Genomic DNA, 23,718 nt, shown 5'->3' with positions numbered 1-23,718 from the left:
TAAAAATGGTCCAAACCCATCTATAAAAATAGGTGGGTTTATTTTTATCAATAAAGTATTAGCCTTATGAATAGAATGACATTTGTATCTATTGTTGCAGTTCTTTTCTTTATGATGGATTGGTATGTCTTTCAGGCTATTCGTTCTGTAATTGATGAATTATCAGGCAGCTGGAGAAAAGTGATTTATGTGCTTTACTGGGCAATTACCCTGATTAGCATAAGCGGAATGCTATACTACAACTTAGGAGGTAAGACGGAAATGGGCAGAGAAATGCGTACGATCATCTTCTCTTTTATTTTTGTCAACTACTTTTCCAAAATCTTTGGTGTGGTTTTTCTGCTGATAGATGATGTGGGTAGAGCAGTACGCTGGGTTTGGACACAATTTACCCCCTCTACCGCTGAGGCGGCTACTACGCATAACGATGGTATTTCTAGATCTGACTTTTTAGTGAAATCCTCCCTTATAGTTACTGCTGTACCAGCTTTAACGATGAGTTATGGTATCATCTCAGGGGCTCACAATTATAGAATAAGAAGGAATACGGTTTACCTTAAAAATCTGCCTTCCAGTTTTGATGGAATAAGACTCGCACAAATTTCCGATATTCATTCAGGCAGTTTTTTCAATAAAACGGCGGTTGAAGGAGGAATAGACATGCTATTGGCTGAGAAACCTGATTTAGTTTTTTTTACTGGCGATTTAGTTAATGATACGGCTAATGAAGTTAAAGAATATCAAAATATTTTCAGTAAAGTTAAAGCGCCACTTGGGGTATACTCTACCTTAGGAAACCATGATTATGGTGACTACACCAACTGGCAATCTGCTGAAGCGAAAAGGAAAAATCTACAAAACCTAATTCAGGTACATCAACAAATGGGTTGGGACCTGTTGATGAATGAAAACCGCTTTATACAGCAGGGGAGTGATAAAATTGCTATACTGGGAATAGAAAATTGGGGAACGGGTGGATTTACACAGTATGGTCACCTGGATCAGGCATATAAAGGAACCGAAGATGCTCCTGTAAAGCTATTGCTTTCACATGATCCAAGTCACTGGGATGCGCAGGTTCGACAATCGTATACAGATATTGATATCATGTTTGCAGGACATACACATGGTATGCAATTTGGCATTGAGATAGGGGATTTCAAATGGAGCCCGGTTCAATACCGCTATAAACAATGGGCTGGTTTATATCAAGAGAAAGAACAATACCTGTACGTAAATCGGGGATATGGTTATTTAGTGTTTCCTGGGAGAATAGGAATATTACCGGAAATCACCATTATGGAATTAAAGAAAGCATAAGGTACAATATGGCTGACCGAAACCTGCTTGAAGTTTGCCATTACCCTGAGAGTTAGTCTTATTGTCCGGAATTACTGAGAACAAAAACTAAGAAGTGCATTGAGAAAAAATCACTTCTTAATTTTCAACTTGGTCTTTATGCTTCTGATTTCTTCTGCTATCATGGAATTTTTATCAATCATCTCCTGTACGCATTTCACTGCATGAATTACAGTAGCATGATCTCTTCCACCAAAATGATAACCGATTACTTTTAGTGAATGCTTTGTATATTCTTTAGATAAATACATTGCTACTTGACGAGCCACTACCACTTCTTTCTTCCTGGTTTTAGATTTAAGATCTTCAAGTGTGATATTAAATTGTTTGGAAGTAGTTTTCTGGATCTGGTCTACATTGAGTTCAGGCTCAGAATTTTGTATAATATTTTTTAAGATCTGTTTGGTTAGCTCCAGATCAATATTTCTTTCATTAAGTGATGCATGCGCAATCAGCGAAACCAGGATGCCTTCTAGCTCCCTAACATTGGTATCTACATTATAAGCTACATACTCCACAACATTGTCAGGAATAAACATGCCATCATTCTGCATCTTACGTTGTATGATTGCTATCCTTGTCTCAAAATCCGGAGTTTGTAAATCAGCAGTTAACCCCCACTTAAATCTGGAAATGAGTCTTTCAGTGAGCCCATGAAGATCTCTGGGAGGGCAGTCACTGGTCATTATGATCTGTTTGCCTGACTGGTGTAAATGATTGAATATATGGAAGAATATTTCCTGTGTTTTTTCTTTTCCGGATAAGAATTGAATATCATCTATGATCAACACCTCTACCTGAAGATAGAAGTTGGTAAACTTCTGAACATTATTATTTTTTAGAGCCTCTATAAACTGTGATGTAAATTTTTCTGAAGACACATACAGAATAAATTTATTTTCGTAGCTTTTCTTGATCTCATTCCCTATGGCTTGAACTAAATGTGTCTTGCCAAGGCCAACACCACCATATAACATCAATGGATTAAAAGCTGTATTGCCGGGCTTCATAGCCACAGCATATCCAGCCGATCTGGCGAGTCTGTTACAGTCACCTTCTATATAAGAGTCAAAATCATATTTTGCATTTAAATGAGATTCTCTCTTTAGGCTTTCAATGTTCTGAAATGAAAAAGGACCGTCGTATTCACGATCTTGTTGAGTAGCAAGTTTTCTACCTGCCCTGTTCTTTACAAAATTTCTTGAGTTTGGAGATTCGCTTGTATTTGTATTAGGTGTGTTGACTGATAAAGACCTATTCTTTTGACTGTTCTGATCAACAATCACAGAATATTCAAGCTGTCCATCTAAACCAATTTCAGAGTCAATGGCTTTTCTCAACAAATAAACATAATGTTCTTCCAACCATTCATAAAAGAACTGACTGGGTACTTGTAAAGTAAGTGTTTTATTGACTAAGCGTAACGGCTTAATGGGTGCAAACCACGTCTTAAAACTTTGCTCGCCAACATTATCCCTAATGATCTGTAAACAGTTGTTCCAGATGATTTGATGATCTTTTTGCATCAGCATAGGGTTAGGGCTCATAAGCATAATCAATTTGTGGCATTTATAAATTTATGCCGGAAATTCGTTTGACTGATGTTCACAAATTAGGTTCTTAACTAGAGAATTAACTTGCGAGGGTTGGTAAAAATGAAAAAAAAATAGAAAACAAAAAAACACTCATTTTCTTGACACTAAACTTAATCTAAAATGCAATTGAAATCCCCATATCCAATAACAAATTTATATAATGTAATATTGTAATAGTTATATTGTATTTTATGATATTTTACTTGAAGTAGATAGGTATAATACATTATAAATCAGTTATTTACAATTTACTATTGAAGGTATAGGATCAAATGAATGATTTTTTTTTAAAATTTTTTTCACGAAATTATGTAGACGTGCTGTTTCAAAATACCATTAAAAAATGCATAAAAAATTAGTTGCATATTCAATCAATTTATTACGCAATTTAGTTTAATTTCAATTCAATAATTATCATAAAATATTAGTATTTTCATATTTAATTTGACCTAATTATGTAAGATTTTTAATCTTTTTTAACTTGTTTTTTAGGCGATATAAAACTCTATCATATCTTTAAATTCGGTTCATTTATTCTAACTTTTTACCTAACTTTTTGCATGTCATCACTTTACCATAACGATTCCCCTCTTTTTACTTCATTTGCAAAAGCAAATAAAGATTCATGGATCAAGCAGGCATCTACTGATTTAACAGGTAAGGATTTTGATAAACTTATGCAAGGGAAAAGTGCAGAAGGAATCAAGATGTATCCTTTCTATACTGATGAAGTTAATCAAGCAAATAATCTTGATTTATTTGAAATTCATCACAAAGCTTACACCCCAAAGCCATGGGAATTTCAGGAAGTCATTTTCCTGAACGATCAGTTGACTATACTACAAGCTAATCAGTTCGCATTGCAAATGCTTGAGCAAGGTGCTGAGTCTATTTATTTTGATTGTAGCTCTTGGTCATCAGACTTAAATTCTTCCATTTTATTGGAAAATATTCTCCTTGATGGTGTAACTATTTGTTGGGGATTTTTATCAAATAGCGCATTAGAAAAATTGTACTTTCCTGAGAATATGCGAGGAAGCATATATCTGAACGCAATAGAAAACTACTATACTCAAAAGGTGAAAACGGAGCGAGGAATTGAGCAGTTATCTGCCTTGTTGAAGCGAAATTTACCGGGGGTAAAAAAATTAGGTGTTAATGCATGGCACTTTTCAAACTGCGGAGCAACGGTGATACAAGAGGTTGCTCTGACATGCAATTTGGTAGCCGAGTATATTGATCAGCTCACCGACCAGGGGCATTCTGCGCAACAACTTTTTAGTAATCTTGAAGTGACATTAGGTACTCGCTCAGCATATCTGGTAGATATAGCCAGGTACAGAGCTACTCGTTATCTTTTGCATCAGCTGGCCAAATGTTATGGGCTTGACTTACAGGAAAAGATTTCATTACGTGCCCTCTCATCAACTTATAATAAATCTTCTTATGATATTTACGCGAATATGCTGAGGAATACATCTGAAGCCATGGCCGCTGTTTTAGGAGGATGTAATCAGGTTGCTATCAAGCCACACGATCTGCAAAATTCTTCCGAAGATTCTTTCTCCCGGCGTATAGCCAGAAATGTCTCACATATCCTAAAGCATGAAGCTCATATGGAGCTCGTTCAAAACCCCGTAGATGGTTCTTATGCGTTGGATGAGTTGAGTAGACAGATCGCTGAGAAAGCCTGGCAGTATTTTTTGGAAATTGAACAGGAAGGTGGGTTTATGGCCGCTTTTGAAAAAGGTAAATTTCAAAATGATATCGGGAAAAATGCCGCTAAACTAAGACAGGAAGTCAGTGAACAAAGAAAAATTTTCGTAGGCTCTAACCGTTATGCTGATCTCAGTATGAAGGGTAGCAAATCAACTGCCCAGTTTCCCCCTCAGACAATGAATACTGATCAGGTAATTGAAAACATAAATTTACCGGCTGTCATTGAAAATATCAGATTTCAGGTAGATAAGAAGGTAGCTGAGGGCAAATCCAGACCTAAGGTTGGTGTATTGTCCATAGATGAAAAGGCAAACGCTGCTACCATTAATGTAAGAGGTTCTTTTGTTCAGGATTTTTTACATGCAATAGGAATAAATTCTGAGGAACTTTCGGGCACATTGCTTAGTATGGAGCATCCTCTAAATATGCTGAAAAAATTTGATGCGATAGTTTTGGTGAGTGATGATACTACGTATGCTTCTCTTACTGCAGAAAAATTGTTCCAGATCACAAAGCATTATTCTCTGCCTTTCTTGTTGGCAGGCTTACCGGAGATGATAGCCAAAAGGCGCCAGGAGTATGGAGTTTTTGGGTTCATTTATAAAGGAATACATGTGCCTGAGCTTGCAGAAAATTTTTTAAAGCGCATTAAATTTTTATAGAATGAAACCAGATTTTTTCAAACATAAGTTTTCAAAGCAGACTTCATCTCCTGATTTCAGTAGACGTGAAAAAAGGTGGAGTTCACCTGAGAAGATAGATATATTCTCATTACACAATAAGGGAGATATCAAAAAAGCAGAGCATACGGAGTTCGTCGCAGGATTACCACCTTATCTACGTGGACCTTATGCCAGTATGTATGCTTCTCGTCCCTGGACAATAAGGCAGTACGCGGGTTTTTCTACTGCTGAAGAATCCAATATGTTTTATCGTAAAAACCTGGCTGCGGGACAAAAAGGCTTATCCGTAGCTTTTGACCTGGCTACGCATAGAGGGTACGATTCTGATCATCCCAGAGTAGCGGGTGATGTAGGAAAGGCAGGTGTAGCTATTGATACAGTAGAAGATATGAAGGTTCTCTTTGATCAGATTCCTTTAGATAAAATGTCTGTATCCATGACGATGAATGGCGCAGTAATTCCTGTCATGGCTTTTTTTATTGTAGCTGCCGAAGAAGAGGGGGTAAAGACAGAACAGCTGAGTGGTACAATCCAGAATGATATACTGAAGGAATTTATGGTGCGTAATACGTACATCTATCCACCTGCGCCTTCCTTACATATCATTGCTGATTTATTTAGTTATACTGCTCAGAATATGCCTCGATTCAATTCTATAAGTATCAGCGGTTATCATATGCATGAAGCCGGGGCTCCCGCCGACCTCGAACTCGCATATACCCTGGCCGATGGCCTGGAATATGTAAGAGCTGGTCTGAATGCAGGTTTGAAAGTTGATGAATTTGCACCCCGTTTATCTTTCTTCTGGGGTATTGGTATGCATCATTTTATGGAAATCGCCAAGCTACGTGCCGGGCGCTTGCTTTGGGCTAAACTCATGCAGGGATTTAACCCTAAAAACCCAAAATCTCTTGCTCTGCGTGCCCATAGTCAGACTTCGGGCTATAGCCTTACCGAGCAAGATCCTTTTAACAATGTAACAAGAACTTGCATAGAAGCGATGGCTGCAGTTTTTGGGGGGACCCAATCTTTACATACCAATTCACTGGACGAAGCCATCGCCTTACCGACAGAGTTTTCTGCTCGCATTGCCCGTAATACGCAATTGTTCTTACAGGAAGAAATTGATATTACCCATATCGTAGACCCCTGGGGAGGTTCTTACTATGTAGAATATCTCACTGATGCGTTGTGCCGAAGGGCACTTACCTTGATTCATGAAGTGGAAGAGTTGGGGGGAATGGCCAGGGCTATTGAGCAGGGCGTGCCTAAGATGCGCATAGAGGAAGCGGCTGCACGCAAACAAGCTTATATTGATTCTGGACAGGAATCCATTGTAGGTGTGAATCTTTTCAGGATAGAAAATGCTCATGGTGAAGATCAATCTTTTGAACTGAGAGAGGTAGACAATACCCGGGTGAAAGCCGCACAAGTGGCGAGCTTGAAAGAAGTCAGAACCAGGAGGAATACTAAGGATGTTGAACAGGCTCTTGCTGATTTAACTAAATGTGCAGAAACCAAAGAAGGTAATCTGCTTTCGCTGGCTGTGGAAGCAGCCAGAAAAAGAGCTACCTTAGGAGAGATTTCAGATGCCATGGAAAAGGCTTTTGGCCGTTACCAGGCAACAATTAATACCATTTCAGGAGTATACGCTAAAGCTGTGTCAAATAATCAGGATTTCTCAGAAGCTAGAAAACTATCCGATGCCTTTGCTAAAGAAGAAGGGCGTCGCCCCAGAATTATGGTCGCAAAAATGGGACAGGATGGACATGACAGGGGGGCTAAAGTAATCGCTACAAGTTTTGCAGACCTAGGTTTTGATGTAGATATAGGCCCATTATTTCAGACTCCGGAGGAAGTAGCCAGGCAAGCGGCTGAAAATGATGTGCATTTGATCGGTATTTCCAGCTTAGCAGGTGGGCACAAAACTTTAATTCCAGAGCTGATAGAAGAGTTAAAAAAGATTGGTAGAGAGGATATTGAAATCATTGCCGGAGGTGTGATCCCACCCAACGACTATGAATTTTTGTATGATGCAGGCGTGTTGAAAATATTTGGTCCGGGCACTGTGATCGCCAAAGCAGCTCAGGAAATTTTGAGGGCTTTGAACAAGTCTTAAGATTGGGCGTTGTAGCATTAATTGTGCAGAATATGCCCCGAATACCATGTTGAAGCAAAAAAAACTCCACCCATTGCTGAGTGGAGTTTCATATCATACAGTTTGCTATTTAGGATTTACCTTCCAGCTTTCTGATCAGGTTCAGGGCGGAGCCGGATTTGAACCACTCTATCTGATTTTCATTGTAAGTGTGGTTCGTTTTGATCAGGTCTTCAGAACCATCCGAATGTATCAGCTTAAGGGTTACCTGTTTGTCAGGAGCGAACTGATCAAGATCAACAGTCTCAATAGTATCATCTTCCTGTATCTTATCATAATCGGCCGGATTATCAAAAGTCAGAGCCAGCATGCCCTGTTTCTTAAGGTTGGTCTCATGGATACGGGCAAATGATTTTACCAGTACCACTTTTACACCCAGGTGACGAGGTTCCATCGCTGCATGCTCACGTGAAGAACCTTCTCCGTAATTATCGTCACCTACAACTATGGTTGGTATACCTTTGGCCTTGTACCCTCTGGCAGTAGCTGGTACCTCATCATATTCACCCGTGATTTGACTTTTTACTTTATTGGCTTCTTTGTTATATGCATTGATCGCACCAATAAAGCAGTTATTGGAAATGTTATCCAGATGACCACGATATCGCAACCACGGGCCTGCCATTGAAATATGGTCGGTAGTACATTTACCAAAAGCTTTCAGCAGGAGCTTCATTCCCGTAATGTTATTACCTTCCCAGGGCTCAAAAGGAGTCAGTATTTGAAGACGGTCTGAGTCAGGTTTTACGACAACCTCCAAACCGCTACCATCTTTAGCAGGCTCCTGATAACCGGCATCCTCAACCGCAAATCCCTTGGTAGGCAATTCAATCCCTTTAGGTTCATCCAGCATAACATCTTCACCGGCTTCATTTTTAAGCGTGTCTTTTAAAGGATTGAAAGACAAACTACCCGCAAGGGCTAAAGCCGTTGTCAACTCAGGAGAAGCTACAAATGAATGGGTATTCGGGTTACCATCATTACGCTTGGCGAAGTTTCTGTTAAAAGAGGTAACAATGGTGTTTTTCTTGTCAGGATCATCTGAATGACGAGCCCACTGTCCTATACATGGACCACAGGCATTGGCGAGTACCACGCCCCCCATCTGATCAAAAGTATTTAACAAGCCATCCCTGTCGGCGGTAAAGCGGACCATTTCAGAACCAGGCGTTATGGTGTATTCTGACTTGGCTTTAATATTTTTGTCAATTGCCTGCTGGGCGATAGAAGCTGCTCTGGTCAAGTCTTCATAGGAAGAGTTTGTACAGGAACCGATCAGGCCTACTTCAATTTCTTCAGGCCATTCATGCTTTTTCACAGCTTCAGCCAGTTTAGAAATCGGCCACGCCAAATCAGGCGTGAAAGGACCATTTACGTGAGGTTCAAGCTCGTTCAGATCAATTTCAATTACCTGATCATAATATTTTTCAGGAGCTTCAAATACCTCGGGATCGGCACGAAGATGGTCAGCAACTTTTTCTACCTCAGCAGCGATATCAGCACGGTCAGTAGCTTCCAGATACTCTTTCATCTTGCTACTGTAATGGAAAAGTGAAGTGGTCGCGCCAATCTCAGCCCCCATATTACAGATTGTTCCTTTACCGGTACAAGACAGTCCATCAGCGCCATCACCAAAATATTCCACAATGGCTCCGGTTCCACCTTTAACCGTCAGGATGCCGGCAACTTTCAGGATCACATCCTTGGCGGAAGTCCAGCCACTCATTTTCCCGGTAAGCTTTACGCCGATCAGTTTAGGGAATTTAAGCTCCCAGGGCATACCCGCCATTACGTCTACAGCATCAGCACCACCTACACCTATGGCGATCATTCCCAGACCACCGGCATTAGGCGTATGAGAGTCGGTACCAATCATCATACCTCCGGGAAAAGCATAATTTTCTAGTACTACCTGGTGGATAATGCCTGCGCCCGGCTTCCAGAATCCGATTCCATATTTGTTGGAAACTGAAGAAAGGAAATCGTATACTTCCTTATTGGTTTCTACCGCTGTTTTAAGGTCCTGCATTGCGCCTACTTTGGCTTGGATGAGGTGATCGCAGTGAACGGTAGAAGGAACAGCGGCTTTATCTTTTCCCGCCTGCATAAACTGAAGCAGTGCCATTTGCGCTGTAGCATCCTGCATAGCCACCCGGTCGGGCTGAAAGTCAACATAGTCTTTGCCTCTGCCATAAGCTTCAGTTGGATCGCCTTTGTATAAGTGGGCGTACAATATTTTTTCAGTGAAGGTCAGGGGACGACCTACAATTTTACGTGCTTTATCAATACGGTCACCCATACGGGCGTACACGTCTTTGATCATGTCAATGTCAAAAGCCATGCTTGTGAAGGTTTTTAGTAATTTGAGAAAATGAAAAACTAATCTAAAAAATCGTGATCATTAATAAGAAAAAGTACTATCTAATGTACATTTTTATTATGAAATCACTGAATTTCATATACTGCGGTAAGTTAGCCTCAAATTGGGAAATAGTAAAATTTTTAACCTTATTTAGGATGAGTTTCAATAATCTGGCTATGCGAATAATCCTTTCACTAGTAGTACTAATGATGAGTTTTCAAACTCACGCCCAAGCACTTGACACCACCCACTACCGCATCAAAAATGTAATATATAAGACAACTCCTCAGGCTGAACTCTCTATGGATATTTACTATCCTGAGGATAAATCAGATCACAAATTGCCTGCTGTCGTATTTTTCTTCGGCGGAGGATGGGTTGGCGGGAGCCGTACGCATTTCGCTCCCCAAAGCAAATATCTGGCTTCCAGAGGAATAATAGCAATTACGCCGGATTACCGTATTCGGAATGTGCATGCAACCACACCCCAGGAGGCTGTAATGGATGCACGCTCTGCTATGCGGTATGTAAAAATGCATGCTGATGAGTTGGGAATAGACACCAGCAGACTGGCTGCCGGAGGAGGATCAGCCGGGGGACATCTGGCTTTGAGTACGGCAACATTAGAAGATTTTGATGATCCGCAAGACAATACCAGCATAAGTCCAATGCCGGATGCGCTCTTGCTTTTCAACCCGGTCGTTAACACGACTTCAGCAGGATTTGGTGCTAAAGCAGTAGGAAAAGATACACTTAACTTATCTCCCTATCATAGGATGCAGAATAATATGCCTCCTACTCAAATTTTTCACGGGAAAGATGATACTACCGTACCCATAAGCAATATTTATTCTTTATCAGCAAAGTTTGACGCACTCTTGGTCCCCCTACAAATATTTCAATATGAAGCAGCTAGTCACGGGTTTTTTAACCTGAACCGAGAAGAGGGAAAATATTTTATGGATACACTATACAAAACAGATTTATTTCTTCAGTCTTTGGGCTACCTGAAAGGTGCTGCCAGTTTTCGGCCCGATCCACTTTTCCAATAAATTGAGCCTTTGGAATCACTAGCTGTATGGTGTTGAATTTTTTGTGGAGCAATCTTGAAAATGCCTAGAACAATTGCTTCAGAATTGGTTATCTTTCATAATCAATCTAAACTGAAAATTATGCGCTGGAAAGGCAGAAGACAGAGCACTAACGTTGATGACAGACGTGGTGGTCGGGGTAAATCTATAGCTGTTGGTGGAGGTTTGGGAACTGTGGTACTTATCGTATTGGTCATGTTATTTGGTGGTGACCCATCAGATTTACTTAATGTAGCTACTCAGCAGACTACTACCACTACCCAATCCACTGGTGCTGAAGAAGACGCCTTGGCTGAGTTTGTTACGGTCGTATTAGCTGATACCGAAGACGTGTGGAGCAAGGTTTTCCAACAACAGGGAAGGCAGTATCAGGAACCTACTCTGGTGCTTTTCTCAGGCTCAGACCAGTCAGCCTGTGGCTATGCTCAGGCAGCCACCGGACCATTTTATTGTCCGGCAGACCAGCAGGTGTATATAGATTTAAGTTTTCAAAAAACACTTAGTCAAAGGCTGGGAGCAGGGGGGGATTTTGCTATGGCTTACGTAGTGGCTCATGAAGTTGGGCATCATGTTCAGAACTTATTGGGTATCAGTAAAGAAGTGCAGGCTCAGCGTGGACAGCTAGGTGAAGCGGAATACAACAGACTTTCTGTTCGGCTGGAATTGCAGGCAGACTTTTTTGCTGGTCTATGGGCGCATCATGCCGATCAGATGTATGATATTCTGGAGCAGGGTGATATAGAAGAAGCCTTGCGTGCTGCCAACGCCATTGGTGATGACAGGCTCCAGAAGCAGTCTCAGGGCCATGTCGTTCCCGACGCATTTACACATGGTACTTCAGCACAACGTATGCGCTGGTTTAAAAAAGGCTACGAAACAGGTGACATCTCACAGGGAGATACTTTTAATGCTCCAAATCTTTAGTTAATCCTTGAGAAATGATAGGAGAGGTGCTATGAACCTTTCATAGGCTTCAATGTGGGGAAGGTGACCGACATTATCCAATTCTACCAACTCGGCATCTGGTATTTTTTCTGCGGTTGCCTTTCCCAGCGCAGGATAATCGCCCAGCGTTTCACGCACTTCCTCACTTACCCAGTTTTTACCCAAAGCAGTACGGTCTCTTTGTCCGATTATCAATAAAGTTGGCGCTTGCACATGCTCAAATTCATACACGACAGGTTGAGTAAATATCATGTCATATGTCAAAGCGGCATTCCATGCTACCTGTGGATACATAGGGCTGAGCGTCCAGCCTGCCAGAATATTCACCCACTGATCATATGCAGGATCCCACTTACCATCATAGTAGCTTTCTAGCTGATACTTTTTGATACTTTCGTAATTCTTTTTAAGCTCCTGTTCATACCAGTAATCCACAGCATGATAAGGTACTTTTACTTTCCAGTCTTCCAATCCGATGGGGTTTTCTAAAATCAACTTATCTACCATCTCAGGATACATCAACACAAAGCGGGTGGCTACCATACCGCCCATTGAGTGACCCAGAACAGAAATATTTTCTATGCCCAGACTATCCAGAAGCTTTTTGGTGTTTTGTGCTAACAGATGAAAAGTATACTGCAGATCTACTGGTTTGGAGGACTTGCCAAAACCAATCTGATCGGGAATGATGACCCTGAAACCGGCTTCACTTAAATCCTGAGCGGCTTGTCTCCAGTAGGCTCCGCAGAAGTTTTTGCCATGCATCAGCATTACGGTCTTACCATTGGCTTCTTCAGCTTGTACATCCATATAAGCCATTTTCAGGCTTTCATCCTGAAGTTCCAATTGTATATAATTCACAGGAAAAGGATAGTCATAGTTTTCCAGGGCAATGCCCAGAGGTTTTACATCCTGTGCATGAAGAGATAAAAAAGGTAAAAAGAATAATAGAAGAAAAAGTAATTTACGTATCATAGTTCAGTTTTCCATAATAACAACAGATGCATGGAATGGTTAAGTTTTTTCCTGTGATTCGGGATACTGTGTATTTCTGAAAATCACAGGGAATTGTTTAGAATTCTAAACCACCATTTGTTAGCTGAAGGCAGCTTCAAAAGTAATATGTGTGCTATGTTCTCATAAGAAATATAGCGGTCTACCTTCCCACTTCAGACAGTCATCAAAAGTTCAGCGATGGCATGGGCGACCCCTGACAGGCAATGCAGTTCATCACTCTGAAGTTGCTGCCTTAATCATGGATACTTACAAAACATCTGCCCATTTGCTGATAAATCGCTTATATTTAGGGGCAAAGTGAAATGAAAACCCTCTATGGATAAACCTTTTCTGGAAGAACTGAATAGTGATAATGTTAGCGGAGTAGCCTACAAAAATGTGAATCTAAAGAAGATAGTGCTGGGATACTTTTCTAATGTGGGCAACGCTACCATTTCTGACCTCTGCAAAGAACTCAATTTAAGCATTCCTAAAGTTACCACGCTGATCAATGATCTGATACAGGATGGACTGGTGCAGGATTATGGCAAAGTAGAATCTACTGGCGGACGTAAGCCCAATCTGTATGGTCTGGTACCAAACTCAGCTTTTTTTATTGGCGTAGACGTTAAACACAACCATATCAATATCGGAGTATCTGATTTACAGAAAAACCTGATCAAGGTTGAAACAGGCATGCCCTATCAGCTCAAAAACAATCAGGAGTCGTTGGAAAGCCTTTGCCAGATCATCAACCGGTTTATCAGTGAGCTTTCAGTGCCCAAAGACAAGATCCTGGGGGTAGGAGTGAACCTCACAGGACGTATCAACTATGCTACCGGATATAGCTACAGTTTTTTTTACTTTAATGAAGAACCCCTAAGCCGTATCATAGAAGCGAAAGTAGGCATACGTGTGTTTATAGAAAATGACTCCCGGGCCATGGCCTATGGCGAATTTTGTGTAGGTAATGTGAAAGGTGAGAAAGATGTATTGTTCCTGAACCTTGACTATGGCATAGGGATGGGTATTTTGATTAACGGTGAGTTGTATTATGGTAAGTCAGGTTTTTCCGGAGAGATTGGCCATATTCCTCTTTTTGACAACGAAATCATTTGCCATTGCGGCAAAAAAGGTTGCCTGGAAACTGAGGCATCAGGCTCTGCCCTGATCCGCATGTTCAGGGAGCGGCTCACCGAAGGATCTACTTCCATCATTACCCGCAAAAATATTCTTCCCAATGAAGTACAACTGCAGCACATCATAGATGCCGCCAACCACGATGATGTGCTGGCCATTGAACTGCTGGGTACAATAGGAGAGCACCTGGGAAAAGGGATAGCCCTCCTAATCAATATATTCAATCCTGAACTGGTGATACTGGGGGGGAGTCTGGCTGAAACTGAGGATTATATAAGACTGCCCATCAGGAGTGCCATGAACAAATATTCGCTGAGCATGCTCAATAATGCTACTGAATTGAAAATGTCCAGGCTGGGGGAGCAGGCTGGGGTGATCGGCGCCTGTCTGCTGGTATGGAAAAGACTACTTGCCTAAAAAAAGCCACAGAAAAATGTCCTGCGGCTCTTTCTTTATTTCTGACAATACCGACAGTGATATTTAGGAAGATGGCCAGTGGGTTTCTATCCCCTGTGCCCTGACAAATCGCTGAAAGTCCTGCAGTTTGTCTTGTTGCTCCCGAATAGCTCTCGGTAACGTTTTTTGGCGAAGTGCCTGAGCTACCAGCAGTCCAGCAGCTTCCCCAATGCTCCATTCTACCGGATGCAAGCGATAACATCCATTGGTAATATGGGTGGTGCCAATATTTTTATTGGCAGGCAGTAGATTCTCCATGCGTTGTGGCAGCAAGGCTCCCAATGGGATCTGGAAGGGTAAGGAACCAAAATCGATATAGTTGTCACCACCGCTGCTGGGATGGAGGTCAATGTGATAGTACCCTATGCCCACACTGTCGTAAAAGTCGGCAGCACTAACGTTTCCAGGTGATTTCCCGCTTACCATTGCGCGGTTTTCACGTCCAACATGTTCTTCCAGTATTCTGAACATAGCTTTGATTCTTCTGGACTCCCGAACGTAAGGGTACTTGGCCAAGCCATCTTCAGTGCCCATCAGGTCACCTCTCAGGCGCAGCCCCGGCCAGCCCTGCTTTCCATCTTCGCGAGGTACTTCCGTTTGCAGCCAGTAGAAAAGCGAAAGGCTTAGCTGCTTACCTCTTTCAAAATTTTCGTGAAAGTTATGCTCTCCACCCGTGAGGTTACCCAGCACATAATCGTTCTGTGGCCAGTTGACGATGGTTACATCCCCCGGATAAAAACCTGGTCTGAAGTTATGCTGATTGATAATCCTACGGTAATTCCAGAGATTAAGGGTATCGCCGTAAGAGACGCCTTCGGGATGGAAGGCCAGTGCTTTGGGTTTTAGGGTGCTGGGACTGCTGTAGGTGAGGTCCAGCAGCCTGCCCGGCCAGGGAGGTGTCATTTCCGGCACAAAATTGCGCCAGAAATTATATTCACGGGGTTTATCAATGACCTGATCGGAGCCAGGCACATAATCCATGGCAAAGCAAACCGTAAAAGCCTGGTGGTTATCGGGTCGGGCTGTTTCTGAGGCATGCAGCTCACGGGTATCACTTTTAGCTTCGGCACCTGTCACAAACTCGGTACCGGTCAGTGGCAATAGGTCGCCCAACTCAGTAGCATCCACAAAATATGGTGCAGTGAGCACTGTTGCTTTATCGCTACGCTTGCTGACTGCATGCAGGGCCTGTACCCTGTCGCCCTGGACCTCTGCCTTTTTCACCTGGTGTTCTAGGAGCAACGCACACTTTCCGCTGCTGATATATGGGGCAAACATATTGTTTAATACCGCCAGGGCTACCCGGGGTTCGTGACATAGACGGGAGACTGACCCATCTCCGGGATTCAGGTTTTCCCGCGCTCTGGCTTCTTCTGTCAGTGGGTAGTGCTGTTTGTAATAGTTGCGGATGGCGGACCTGAAATCGCGGTACAATTGGGTGGCTCCGTGACTTTCAATCCACTGATGCTCGTCGGGAGGAACTCCCTGCTGCGTCAGCTGTCCACCTATCCAGTCAGTTTCTTCTGTGAGGATAACGCTCAGTCCGTTACGTAAAGCAGCCAGAGCGGCAGCGCAGCCACCCAGGCCTCCACCGGCAATTATCACATCTGCTTTAAGCGCTTGCTCACCTTTTTGTACCCGGTGGTAAGATGATCTCCCCAGGGGTGATGCGGCAAGGCCTGACAAGGGGGCAGAGGCAACTGCAGCGCCCCCGGCAGTTACCATACCCATAAAATCTCTTCTTTTCATCATGTTGCTTTTATAGTATTAACTCAAGCCGTGACCATTACTGGTAAAAGCATAAGCTCCCCACAATGGCCACGCTAAAATACAGTAAAGTACTTATTTTGCTACTTATTCCCAGCCCGGATTTTGGGTGAGCTGTGGGTTGATGTCCCGCTCGGCCTGAGGAACAGGCAGTAGTTCCAGACGTGGATACCAGTAACGAGCTTCCCGGGTAAATCGCATGTCCAGTTGTCCGCTATAATTGGGAATACTGTTCAGGTTATGCTCAGGGGTAAGGGTAAAGTTAGGGACAGGCGGCATGGTTTCCTGTGTTTTGGCAATGCCTACTACTGGCTGGGGCATGACGATATCAGCGATGTCCCAGCGCCGGATGTCAAACCAGCGAAAACCTTCCATGGCCAGTTCCGCTACTCTTTCCCTGCGAATCAGCTGCCTGAGAGCATACTGGTCATCATATATGGCACCAGCTACCTCTGGCTGCCCGGCTCTTCTGCGTAGCTGGTCGATGGCTTCAATAACCGAGGCATCAAGTTCGTTAAGCTCAATTTTAGCCTCAGCATAGGTCAGCAGTATTTCCGCATAGCGCATCAGGATGAAATTGACCCTGGCTGCAAAGGCATTTTCGTCGTTCATGGTGTACTTGGCCCATAGTAGCCCTACACCGCTCTTGGCTGGACCAAAAGGGTTGTCAAAGTCAGCATTGTACTTGGTAGTCCAGCTGCCATCAGGGTTTTTGAAGGATGTGGTGTCATGGTAGATGTCGTATACCACAGTATTCAGGTTCATAAAAATAGTGTCTCCCGGCATGGCTACTGTATACTTCAGACGCTGGTCGCGGTTTAAACGCGGATTTTCGGGATCATATACATTAGACTCATCTATCCTCTTGCCATCATTGGCCTCAAACATGTCTACCAGGCGCTGTTGGGGAAATCTTCCTGACTGCCCTCCGGCGGCTCTGGATATACTGCCCAGCGGTAGCCAATTGTTGTTGGAAGGGTCGGCATCAGAATACAATACTTCAAACATGATCTCTTTACCAGCATTAGGCTCCTGTCCTGAACGGGTAAACAGGTCTCCAAAATGAGGGTTAAGACTTAGTCCGGCATTGTCCATTACCAGTTTCGCTGACTCAGCTGCCAAGGCGTATTCCTGGTTGTAAAGGGCAGTTCTTGCCTTAAGCCCCAGCGCAATAGCTTTGCTCATACGTCCTCTGTCTTGAGGGGCCCAGTCCAGTACCTGCGCCACAGCGTCGAGCTCATTGTAGATAAAATTGATCACCTCTGCCCGGGGCGTACGGGTCTGGTTATAAAAATCGTCAGGATGCAGGGGCTCGGTGATCAGGGGAACATCTCCAAACATATAAGTCAGGTAGAAGTAAGCATAGGCACGAAGCCCCTTCACTTCGGCACGAAACCGCTCATAGGCATCGGCAGACACATTGTCTTTACCTCTTTCCATGCCCTCCAGCATGGTATTGGCCCGTTGAATGGAAGTATATGCCTTGTTCCAGATCAGGGAGGAGTGGCTATTAAAAACATCAAAATTGCCTTCACCCAACTCTACCGCACGATGCAGGCCGAGGTCTGTCCATCCGTCCATGTATGACTGGTAGGCAGTATTGCCGTAATTCCAGTAAATGGATTTGTACACCCCGTTTAGGGCTACATTCATTTCAGCTTCGTTATTAAAAAACTGCCCGGTAGCCGGGGCATCCAGTGGAACTTCTTCCAGAAAGTCCTTACAGCCTGGCATCAGGGCTAGTGTAAATAAAATGCTTATGAGGAATATTAAGTTGTTTTTCATACTTCTAGAAGTTAATGTTTAGACCAACAGTATATGTCTTCATGATGGGATAAAAAATTCCGGCGGTGTCCTGCTGCTCAGGGTCAAAGCCGGGAAAGTAATCATCCCAGGTAAGCAGGTTCTGGCCGCTGACATAAATCCTGGCGGAGCCAAGTTTCATCTTTTCAGTCAGTGTTTTAGGGAGTGTATAGCCTACAACAAGGTTTTTGAGGCGCAGGTAAGCTCCTGATTTCAGCCAATAAGATGAGGTAACATAATTATTAGTGATACTATTATTGGTAAGGCGAGGGTAGGCAGCGTCAGGGTTTTCCGGCGACCAGTAATCTTTCTGATGCTCAAACATGGACCCCTGATAACTTCTTGAATAGAAGGGCTGAGAACCAGTACCTGACATGTAATTGTCTTTTTTGCCCACTCCCTGGAAGAAAAGAGTCAGGTCAAAGCCCTTATATTGCGCTTCCAGGTTCATGCTGTATTCGTAGCGGGGAAAGTAATTGCCCAGAATAGTTCGGTCAAAATTGTCTATTTTATCATCGGGAACACCTTCAGGACCGCTGATATCCCGGTAGCGAATATCGCCGGGAGCCGTATTGCCGTAATGAAATGGGGCATTGTCTATTTCTTCCTGGCTCTGAAACAAGCCGTCGGCAACGTAGCCGTAATAAGAATGCAAAGGATGCCCTTCTCTGATAATTCTTGACCCTCCAATGATATCGCTGCCTCCTATGTCAAGAACTTCATTCTTTACGTCGGATACGTTCACATTTACCTGATAGGAAAAATCCTTCACCTTATCTCTCCAGCCTGCGGCAAGTTCCCAGCCGGTATTCCGCATAGAACCCACATTGACGTAAGGAGCTGATAACCCTACATAGTCAGGAATAGGGTTGATCATGAGCATGTCTTCAATGTCACGACGAAAGTAATCTGCTGTGATATTGAGGCGATTATTGAAGAAACCCAGATCCGCACCTATATCCAGGTTTTTGGAGGTCTCCCACCTGATGTTGGGGTTAGCCGCAGTAGTTAAAGCATAGCCGGCATTGATGACATCATTAAAATAATAGTTGTAGGCTGGTCCTGAGCTAAAGGGAGAGTAAGTAGGGTAAAAGTCGGACAGGTTCTGATTACCCAGTGCCCCGTAGGATGCCCTGATCTTGGCGTCGTTGATGATGTTATCCAGTCCCTGCCAGAACCCTTCTTCGGAAATTCTCCAGCCTGCTGAAACGGAGGGAAAAAGCGCCCACCAGTTTTCTTCTCTGAAGCGTGATGAAGCGTCCCAGCGTCCGTTCAACTCCAGTAAATACCTTTCGTCGTAATTGTAGTTGACTCTGCTAAACGCGGAGACCATCGTATAACGCCTTGCGCCACCACTCAGTACCTGTCCGATAGGGTCACCGCTGTCAAGATAGGGTCTGTCGGCAGAAAGCAGATTCTGTCGATAAGTATGGATGAATTCTGCCTGATACTCTTCGGTACTGAAGCCGCCCAATAAAGTGATATTGTGGCGGCCGAAAGATTTATCGTAAGTGGCCTGAGCACGGAAAATATTTCGGTAGTTATCAGTAGTGTTTTCTGCCAGCCCATTCTGGCTGGGCCACAGGCGTGCCATATTGAGGGTGTTATTGGCCGGGTCGGCCTCATAGATCTCATATTGCCTGGTCATACGCTTGTTGTGAGAAACCCAGTTGTCTGAGCTGTAGGAGGCCAGTAGTTCCAGCGCTTCAAAAGGACGATAGTTCAGGGTTCCTTTGATGATGCGCGAATCGTTTGTCAAACGGTTGAAGCCACCATCTTCTGCCGCCGCCGCAGGATTGGTATTGGACCAGCCCTCACCCCACTGTCCGCCATCAAACTGACCGGGAGCAGTGGCAGGGTAACCCAGCATACGATTGATGATGGTATTGGGAGACAACTGGCCGGGCCAGTTGCGGTCGGTTCTGTTTAATACCAGGTCCATGCTGGCCGAAAGTTTATCGGTAATGGTCAGGTCGGTATTAAAACGCATATCCGCCCGGGTATAATTCGTATTGGCCGTCAAACCATTTTGATCCAGAAAGCTGCCCGATGCAAATACCTTAAGCTTTTCTGTTCCGGCAGAAATACTCAGGTTATGGTTATGCATCAGGCCATTATTGGTCAGTACCAGGTCTTTCCAGTCGGTATTGAAGCGGGTGAAGTTATCTGGTCCCTGGCTTTCATAAGCCTGTATCTGATCAGTAAATGCAGGCGGCAAGCCACTGTTGACCTGAGCTACATCCCACAATTTCATGTGGTCCAGTGCATTTACTTTTTCAGGCAGGTTCGTAGGTTTCTGCTGGGCAAGGTAGGTGTTGTAATTGATACTGATGCCCTCCTTTCCTCTTTTGGTGGTAATCAGGACCACACCGTTGGCTGCCCTGGAGCCGTAAATGGCTGCCGCGGCTGCGTCTTTCAGGATAGAAATGCTCTCTATGTTATTGGGGTCAATGGCGTTGAGGCTCATCTCCACATTGTCTACCAATATAAGAGGGTTCTGACCGGCATTGATGGACCCTATACCTCGGATACGGATTGTTCCGGCATCTCCTCCGGGAGCGCCCGACTGCTGGGTAACGGTAACACCCGGCGCTAACCCTTGCAACGCCAGGGAAGTGGAGCCGACCTGTCTTTTACTTAGCTTTTCGCCTTCCACTACTGATACGGCACCAGTCAGGTTTACCTTTTTCTGAGTACCATAGCCCACTACCACTACTTCATTGAGTTGCTTGGACGATTCCTGAAGGGTGACCTGCACTTCTTCCGAGCTGCTGGCCTCCACTTCCTGAGTCTCAAAACCAATGAAAGTGATGGCTAGCGTAACCCGATCCTGAGCTGTACTCAGCCGAAACCGTCCTTCAGCATTGGTGATGGTGCCGTTCTGCGTACCTTTGATCAGCACCGTCGCACCGGGTAGGGCTTGTCCGTTTACATCGCTCACCTTGCCCTGTATGCTTTGCTGTTGGGCAAGGGCATAGTGCGGTTGCCAAACTAGGCATAAGCACGACATCAACAGGCTGAAAAGCCATTTTTTCGTGTGTTGTTTTTGCATAGTAGTTTTGGTTTTGTATTAGTGATAAAATTGAATGGAGAACAGGCAAAGCCTTGTCCTGCTGTATGAGGCAATGTACTTCAGTGTGCTACATCATGCTCCTCTTTTCTGAATTTGGACTGGTAGCCATAGAGGCCATAAAACAGTATGTAGACATAGCAGGCCAGGGGTATCATAAAGGATACAGCCCAGCTGGCATGATCTTTTACCAGGCCCTGGCTGAGGGAGATAATGGCTCCCCCCACTATGGCGGTTGACAGCAGCCCCGAAGCCTGTGTGGTATATTTGCCCAGCCCCTGAACAGAAAGCGAGAAAATGATGGCAAACATGACTGAATTGGACAATCCAACGGCTATCATGGTCCATACGGCTATAAGGCCGGTGCTACTGACTGAGATGATTATCAGAGCGATGGCCAGTGCAGCACAAAATGTCAGTACCTTGGCCGGTCTGACTGCTTTGAGCAGATAGGCACCTATCAGTCGGCCTATCAGCATACTTCCCCAGAAAAAAGCTACATAGCTGTTGGCAGTCTCTTCTGCGATTATGAGGGCATCGGCAATGTAATTAGTCAGAAAACTGCCAATAGAAACCTCTGCCCCTACATAAAAAAAGATAGCCCAGATACCGAAATTCAGGTTTCTGAAGGAAAAGATACTGCTACTTTTTTGGGGTTTATGTTCAGCACTGTCTCCAGAGGAAGTGCGAATCTCGGGGAGTCTGAGCCTGGATACCACCAAGGCGATACAGACTAGTAATGCGGTGATGCCCAGGTATGGATATTTGACAGCTTCACTGGATGCTTCAGATTCGGGGAGGCGAGAAAGAATAAGGTAAGCTCCGAAGATAGGAGCAACGGTGGTACCTATGGAGCCTACACCCTGTATGAGGGTAAGGCGTGCGGAAGCAGTACGGGCGGGACCGAGTACCGTGATATAGGGGTTGGCCGCCACCTGCAGCAATACGATGCCAGCCGCTACAATGAATAAGGCCGCCAGAAATAATACGTACTGATGCATGAGGGAAGCAGGGAAAAACAGCAGTGCGCCGAAAGCAGCAACGGAAAAACCCCAGACCATTCCCTGCTTGTAGCCTATGCGGCCTACCAGTTTCCCAGCCGGAATGGACATCACTCCGTAGGTCAGGAAAAAATAAAATTGTACCAGTGAGGATTGGGAATAAGTAAGATCAAAGCCTTTTTTGAAAAAAGGGACCAGGGTGTCATTCAGACAGGTAATGAAACCCATCATAAAATATAGTACTGCCAGGGTGATCAGGGCAGGGGTGTAGTTTTGCTTTTCAAAGTTGGTAGTTTCTGTGCTGACTACCTGTTGTGCTGGTGCTTGTGCCATAGGGTGGTTTTATTGAGGAGTTACAGTTGAAGACTTTTCAGCGATGGAATCCAGGGTTTGCCAACATTGATAAAGTCCGCGCGGTACATGAAAACAGCCTTTCCACTTGCCCCCTTTTTGCGGGATTAGGACTTCTCCCCGGCGGTTAAGATAGCCGTACCATTCTCCGTATTCGGGATCAGCAAAATGCGTCCAGCAGTAATCATGTACTTTCTCAAACCACTGCCAGCACCGCTGATCACCGGTTTGCAGAAAGCCTTTAAGCAGGCTGATCAGTGTTTCCATGTGGACCCACCACAACTTCTGGTCCCACTCCAGTGCCTGAGGAGGATGCCCCTTGATATCCATAAAATAAAATATACCTCCATACCGTCTGTCCCAGCTATACTCCAGTGTGTTGAGGCTGATGTCCACTGCTTTACGGATAAGAGGCTGATCGGAAGTGCGGGCGGCCAGATCTATGATGAACCACATTGCCTCCAGAGCGTGACCGGGATTGAGAAGTCTTCCTTCAAAGGTATCGGAAAAGCTGCCATCTTCGTTTACATTTTCCAGAATCTGCCCGCTATCCGGTTGGTAAAAGGTGTCCATAACGGTTCGACTGCCATGCTGTATAATACGATCTACCTCTTCCGGTGCCAGTAGGTGCTCCATCTCTAGGATGAGGTTGCACATTATCATGGGCAGGGCAAAGCTTTGTAGTGGTCGGGTGCCGGGAAAAGCTTTGTTGTAACTTCCCTTAGGGTTTTCCTGCCTTTTCAGGATATTGTGATACGTATGGATGGCGATCTCACTGTGGGCTTTATCCTGCGTGGCCTGCGACAACTGGCCGAATGCCATGGCGGCAAAGCAGTCTGAAAAAATGTTGTAAGGCTGGACCAGCGGTTTGCCTTCTCGGGTAAGGGAGAAATACCAGTTGCCCTGAGCATCCCTGCCAAACTTTTTCAGAAACTCTGCCCCTTGCAGGGCAAAGTCCAGCCACTCCTGTTTTTGTTCCACCCGATTGTAGAGCATGGAAAAGCACCAGACCTGCCGGCACTGAAGCCAGATAAATTTATCGGTGTCAAAGGTTTTTCCTTTTCTGTCCAGGCAGGTGAGGTATCCTCCATACGATGCATCTCCGGAATGCTGCATCCAGAAAGGGATGACATCCTGTAGCAAGGTGTTAGCATATAATGAGGCATAAGCTTGTTCATTCATGAGTAAAGTGGTTGTTGTTTGGTCCTGTTATGGGCGACTA

Annotated in this window: 14 protein-coding genes; 6 read left to right on the top strand and 8 right to left on the bottom strand. The window is 44.3% G+C overall.

All coding sequences use genetic code 11. From position 1 onward, the window contains the following. Positions 1-66: 66 nt before the first annotated feature. Positions 67-1,320, top strand: coding sequence for a metallophosphoesterase (locus OKW21_RS13855; RefSeq protein WP_277480169.1), 1,254 nt, complete (start codon positions 67-69; stop codon positions 1,318-1,320). A gap of 110 nt (positions 1,321-1,430) precedes the next feature. Here the strand turns inward: OKW21_RS13855 and dnaA are convergent, their stop codons facing one another. After that, a complete protein-coding gene (gene dnaA, locus OKW21_RS13850) occupies positions 1,431-2,885 on the bottom strand; it encodes a chromosomal replication initiator protein DnaA (RefSeq protein WP_277480168.1) in 1,455 nt (484 codons plus the stop codon). Between the two features lie 629 nt (positions 2,886-3,514). Here dnaA and OKW21_RS13845 point away from each other — a divergent pair. Both OKW21_RS13845 and scpA read left to right on the top strand, forming a co-directional pair. Further along, the gene (locus tag OKW21_RS13845; protein WP_277480166.1) at positions 3,515-5,335 is read left to right on the top strand and encodes a methylmalonyl-CoA mutase family protein; all 1,821 of its coding nucleotides are present in this window, start codon (positions 3,515-3,517) and stop codon (positions 5,333-5,335) included. Position 5,336: 1 nt separating this feature from the next. Next, positions 5,337-7,475: a methylmalonyl-CoA mutase gene (gene scpA / locus OKW21_RS13840; protein ID WP_277480165.1), complete on the top strand. Its 2,139-nt coding sequence runs from the start codon at positions 5,337-5,339 to the stop codon at positions 7,473-7,475. Between the two features lie 109 nt (positions 7,476-7,584). Here scpA and OKW21_RS13835 read toward each other — a convergent pair whose 3' ends face one another. Beyond that, on the bottom strand, positions 7,585-9,855 hold the full coding sequence (locus tag OKW21_RS13835; protein ID WP_277480164.1) for an aconitate hydratase: 2,271 nt from the start codon (positions 9,853-9,855) through the stop codon (positions 7,585-7,587). 176 nt (positions 9,856-10,031) lie between these two features. On the opposite strand from OKW21_RS13835, the gene OKW21_RS13830 reads away from it, so the two are divergent. Together OKW21_RS13830 and ypfJ are read left to right on the top strand one after the other, a co-directional pair. After that, a complete protein-coding gene (locus tag OKW21_RS13830) occupies positions 10,032-10,928 on the top strand; it encodes an alpha/beta hydrolase (RefSeq protein WP_277480163.1) in 897 nt (298 codons plus the stop codon). Between the two features lie 120 nt (positions 10,929-11,048). Beyond that, entirely contained in the window at positions 11,049-11,891 is an 843-nt protein-coding gene (gene ypfJ, locus OKW21_RS13825; protein WP_277480162.1) for a KPN_02809 family neutral zinc metallopeptidase, read from the top strand. Here ypfJ and OKW21_RS13820 read toward each other — a convergent pair whose 3' ends face one another. Beyond that, complete coding sequence (locus OKW21_RS13820) at positions 11,892-12,887, bottom strand: alpha/beta fold hydrolase (protein WP_277480160.1); 996 nt, start codon at positions 12,885-12,887, stop codon at positions 11,892-11,894. 357 nt (positions 12,888-13,244) lie between these two features. Here OKW21_RS13820 and OKW21_RS13815 point away from each other — a divergent pair, with 357 nt between their 5' ends. Next, positions 13,245-14,465 (top strand): ROK family transcriptional regulator, encoded by a 1,221-nt coding sequence (locus tag OKW21_RS13815; protein WP_277480159.1) that lies wholly within the window; start codon positions 13,245-13,247, stop codon positions 14,463-14,465. Between the two features lie 63 nt (positions 14,466-14,528). Here OKW21_RS13815 and OKW21_RS13810 read toward each other — a convergent pair whose 3' ends face one another. From OKW21_RS13810 to OKW21_RS13790, 5 genes are all read right to left on the bottom strand, one after another. Further along, entirely contained in the window at positions 14,529-16,256 is a 1,728-nt protein-coding gene (locus OKW21_RS13810) for an FAD-dependent oxidoreductase (RefSeq protein WP_338130052.1), read from the bottom strand. A gap of 102 nt (positions 16,257-16,358) precedes the next feature. Further along, on the bottom strand, positions 16,359-18,056 hold the full coding sequence (locus OKW21_RS13805; RefSeq protein WP_277480158.1) for a RagB/SusD family nutrient uptake outer membrane protein: 1,698 nt from the start codon (positions 18,054-18,056) through the stop codon (positions 16,359-16,361). A 4-nt stretch (positions 18,057-18,060) separates the two neighbouring features. Continuing rightward, a complete protein-coding gene (locus OKW21_RS13800; RefSeq protein WP_277480157.1) occupies positions 18,061-21,126 on the bottom strand; it encodes a SusC/RagA family TonB-linked outer membrane protein in 3,066 nt (1,021 codons plus the stop codon). A gap of 80 nt (positions 21,127-21,206) precedes the next feature. Next, a complete protein-coding gene (locus OKW21_RS13795; protein ID WP_277480156.1) occupies positions 21,207-22,478 on the bottom strand; it encodes a sugar MFS transporter in 1,272 nt (423 codons plus the stop codon). Positions 22,479-22,487: 9 nt separating this feature from the next. After that, positions 22,488-23,678: a n-acyl-d-glucosamine 2-epimerase gene (locus tag OKW21_RS13790; RefSeq protein WP_277480154.1), complete on the bottom strand. Its 1,191-nt coding sequence runs from the start codon at positions 23,676-23,678 to the stop codon at positions 22,488-22,490. Positions 23,679-23,718: the final 40 nt, after the last annotated feature.

It is taken from the genome of Catalinimonas alkaloidigena (assembly GCF_029504655.1).
Taxonomy (GTDB): domain Bacteria; phylum Bacteroidota; class Bacteroidia; order Cytophagales; family Cyclobacteriaceae; genus Catalinimonas; species Catalinimonas alkaloidigena.
The sequence above is the reverse complement of the archived record's forward strand: the minus strand, read 5'-3'. Positions and strand labels throughout refer to the sequence as shown.

What these genes read in the sequence shown, in the direction of transcription:
- OKW21_RS13830 (WP_277480163.1), top strand. Translation starts at nt 10,032, where the DNA reads ATGAGTTTCAATAATCTGGCTATGCGAATAATCCTTTCACTAGTAGTA.
- OKW21_RS13845 (WP_277480166.1), top strand. Translation starts at nt 3,515, where the DNA reads ATGTCATCACTTTACCATAACGATTCCCCTCTTTTTACTTCATTTGCA.
- scpA (WP_277480165.1), top strand. Translation starts at nt 5,337, where the DNA reads ATGAAACCAGATTTTTTCAAACATAAGTTTTCAAAGCAGACTTCATCT.
- OKW21_RS13815 (WP_277480159.1), top strand. Translation starts at nt 13,245, where the DNA reads ATGGATAAACCTTTTCTGGAAGAACTGAATAGTGATAATGTTAGCGGA.
- OKW21_RS13790 (WP_277480154.1), bottom strand. Translation starts at nt 23,678, where the DNA reads ATGAATGAACAAGCTTATGCCTCATTATATGCTAACACCTTGCTACAG.
- ypfJ (WP_277480162.1), top strand. Translation starts at nt 11,049, where the DNA reads ATGCGCTGGAAAGGCAGAAGACAGAGCACTAACGTTGATGACAGACGT.
- OKW21_RS13795 (WP_277480156.1), bottom strand. Translation starts at nt 22,478, where the DNA reads ATGGCACAAGCACCAGCACAACAGGTAGTCAGCACAGAAACTACCAAC.
- OKW21_RS13855 (WP_277480169.1), top strand. Translation starts at nt 67, where the DNA reads ATGAATAGAATGACATTTGTATCTATTGTTGCAGTTCTTTTCTTTATG.
- dnaA (WP_277480168.1), bottom strand. Translation starts at nt 2,885, where the DNA reads ATGCAAAAAGATCATCAAATCATCTGGAACAACTGTTTACAGATCATT.
- OKW21_RS13805 (WP_277480158.1), bottom strand. Translation starts at nt 18,056, where the DNA reads ATGAAAAACAACTTAATATTCCTCATAAGCATTTTATTTACACTAGCC.
- OKW21_RS13835 (WP_277480164.1), bottom strand. Translation starts at nt 9,855, where the DNA reads ATGGCTTTTGACATTGACATGATCAAAGACGTGTACGCCCGTATGGGT.
- OKW21_RS13820 (WP_277480160.1), bottom strand. Translation starts at nt 12,887, where the DNA reads ATGATACGTAAATTACTTTTTCTTCTATTATTCTTTTTACCTTTTTTA.
- OKW21_RS13810 (WP_338130052.1), bottom strand. Translation starts at nt 16,256, where the DNA reads ATGATGAAAAGAAGAGATTTTATGGGTATGGTAACTGCCGGGGGCGCT.
- OKW21_RS13800 (WP_277480157.1), bottom strand. Translation starts at nt 21,126, where the DNA reads ATGCAAAAACAACACACGAAAAAATGGCTTTTCAGCCTGTTGATGTCG.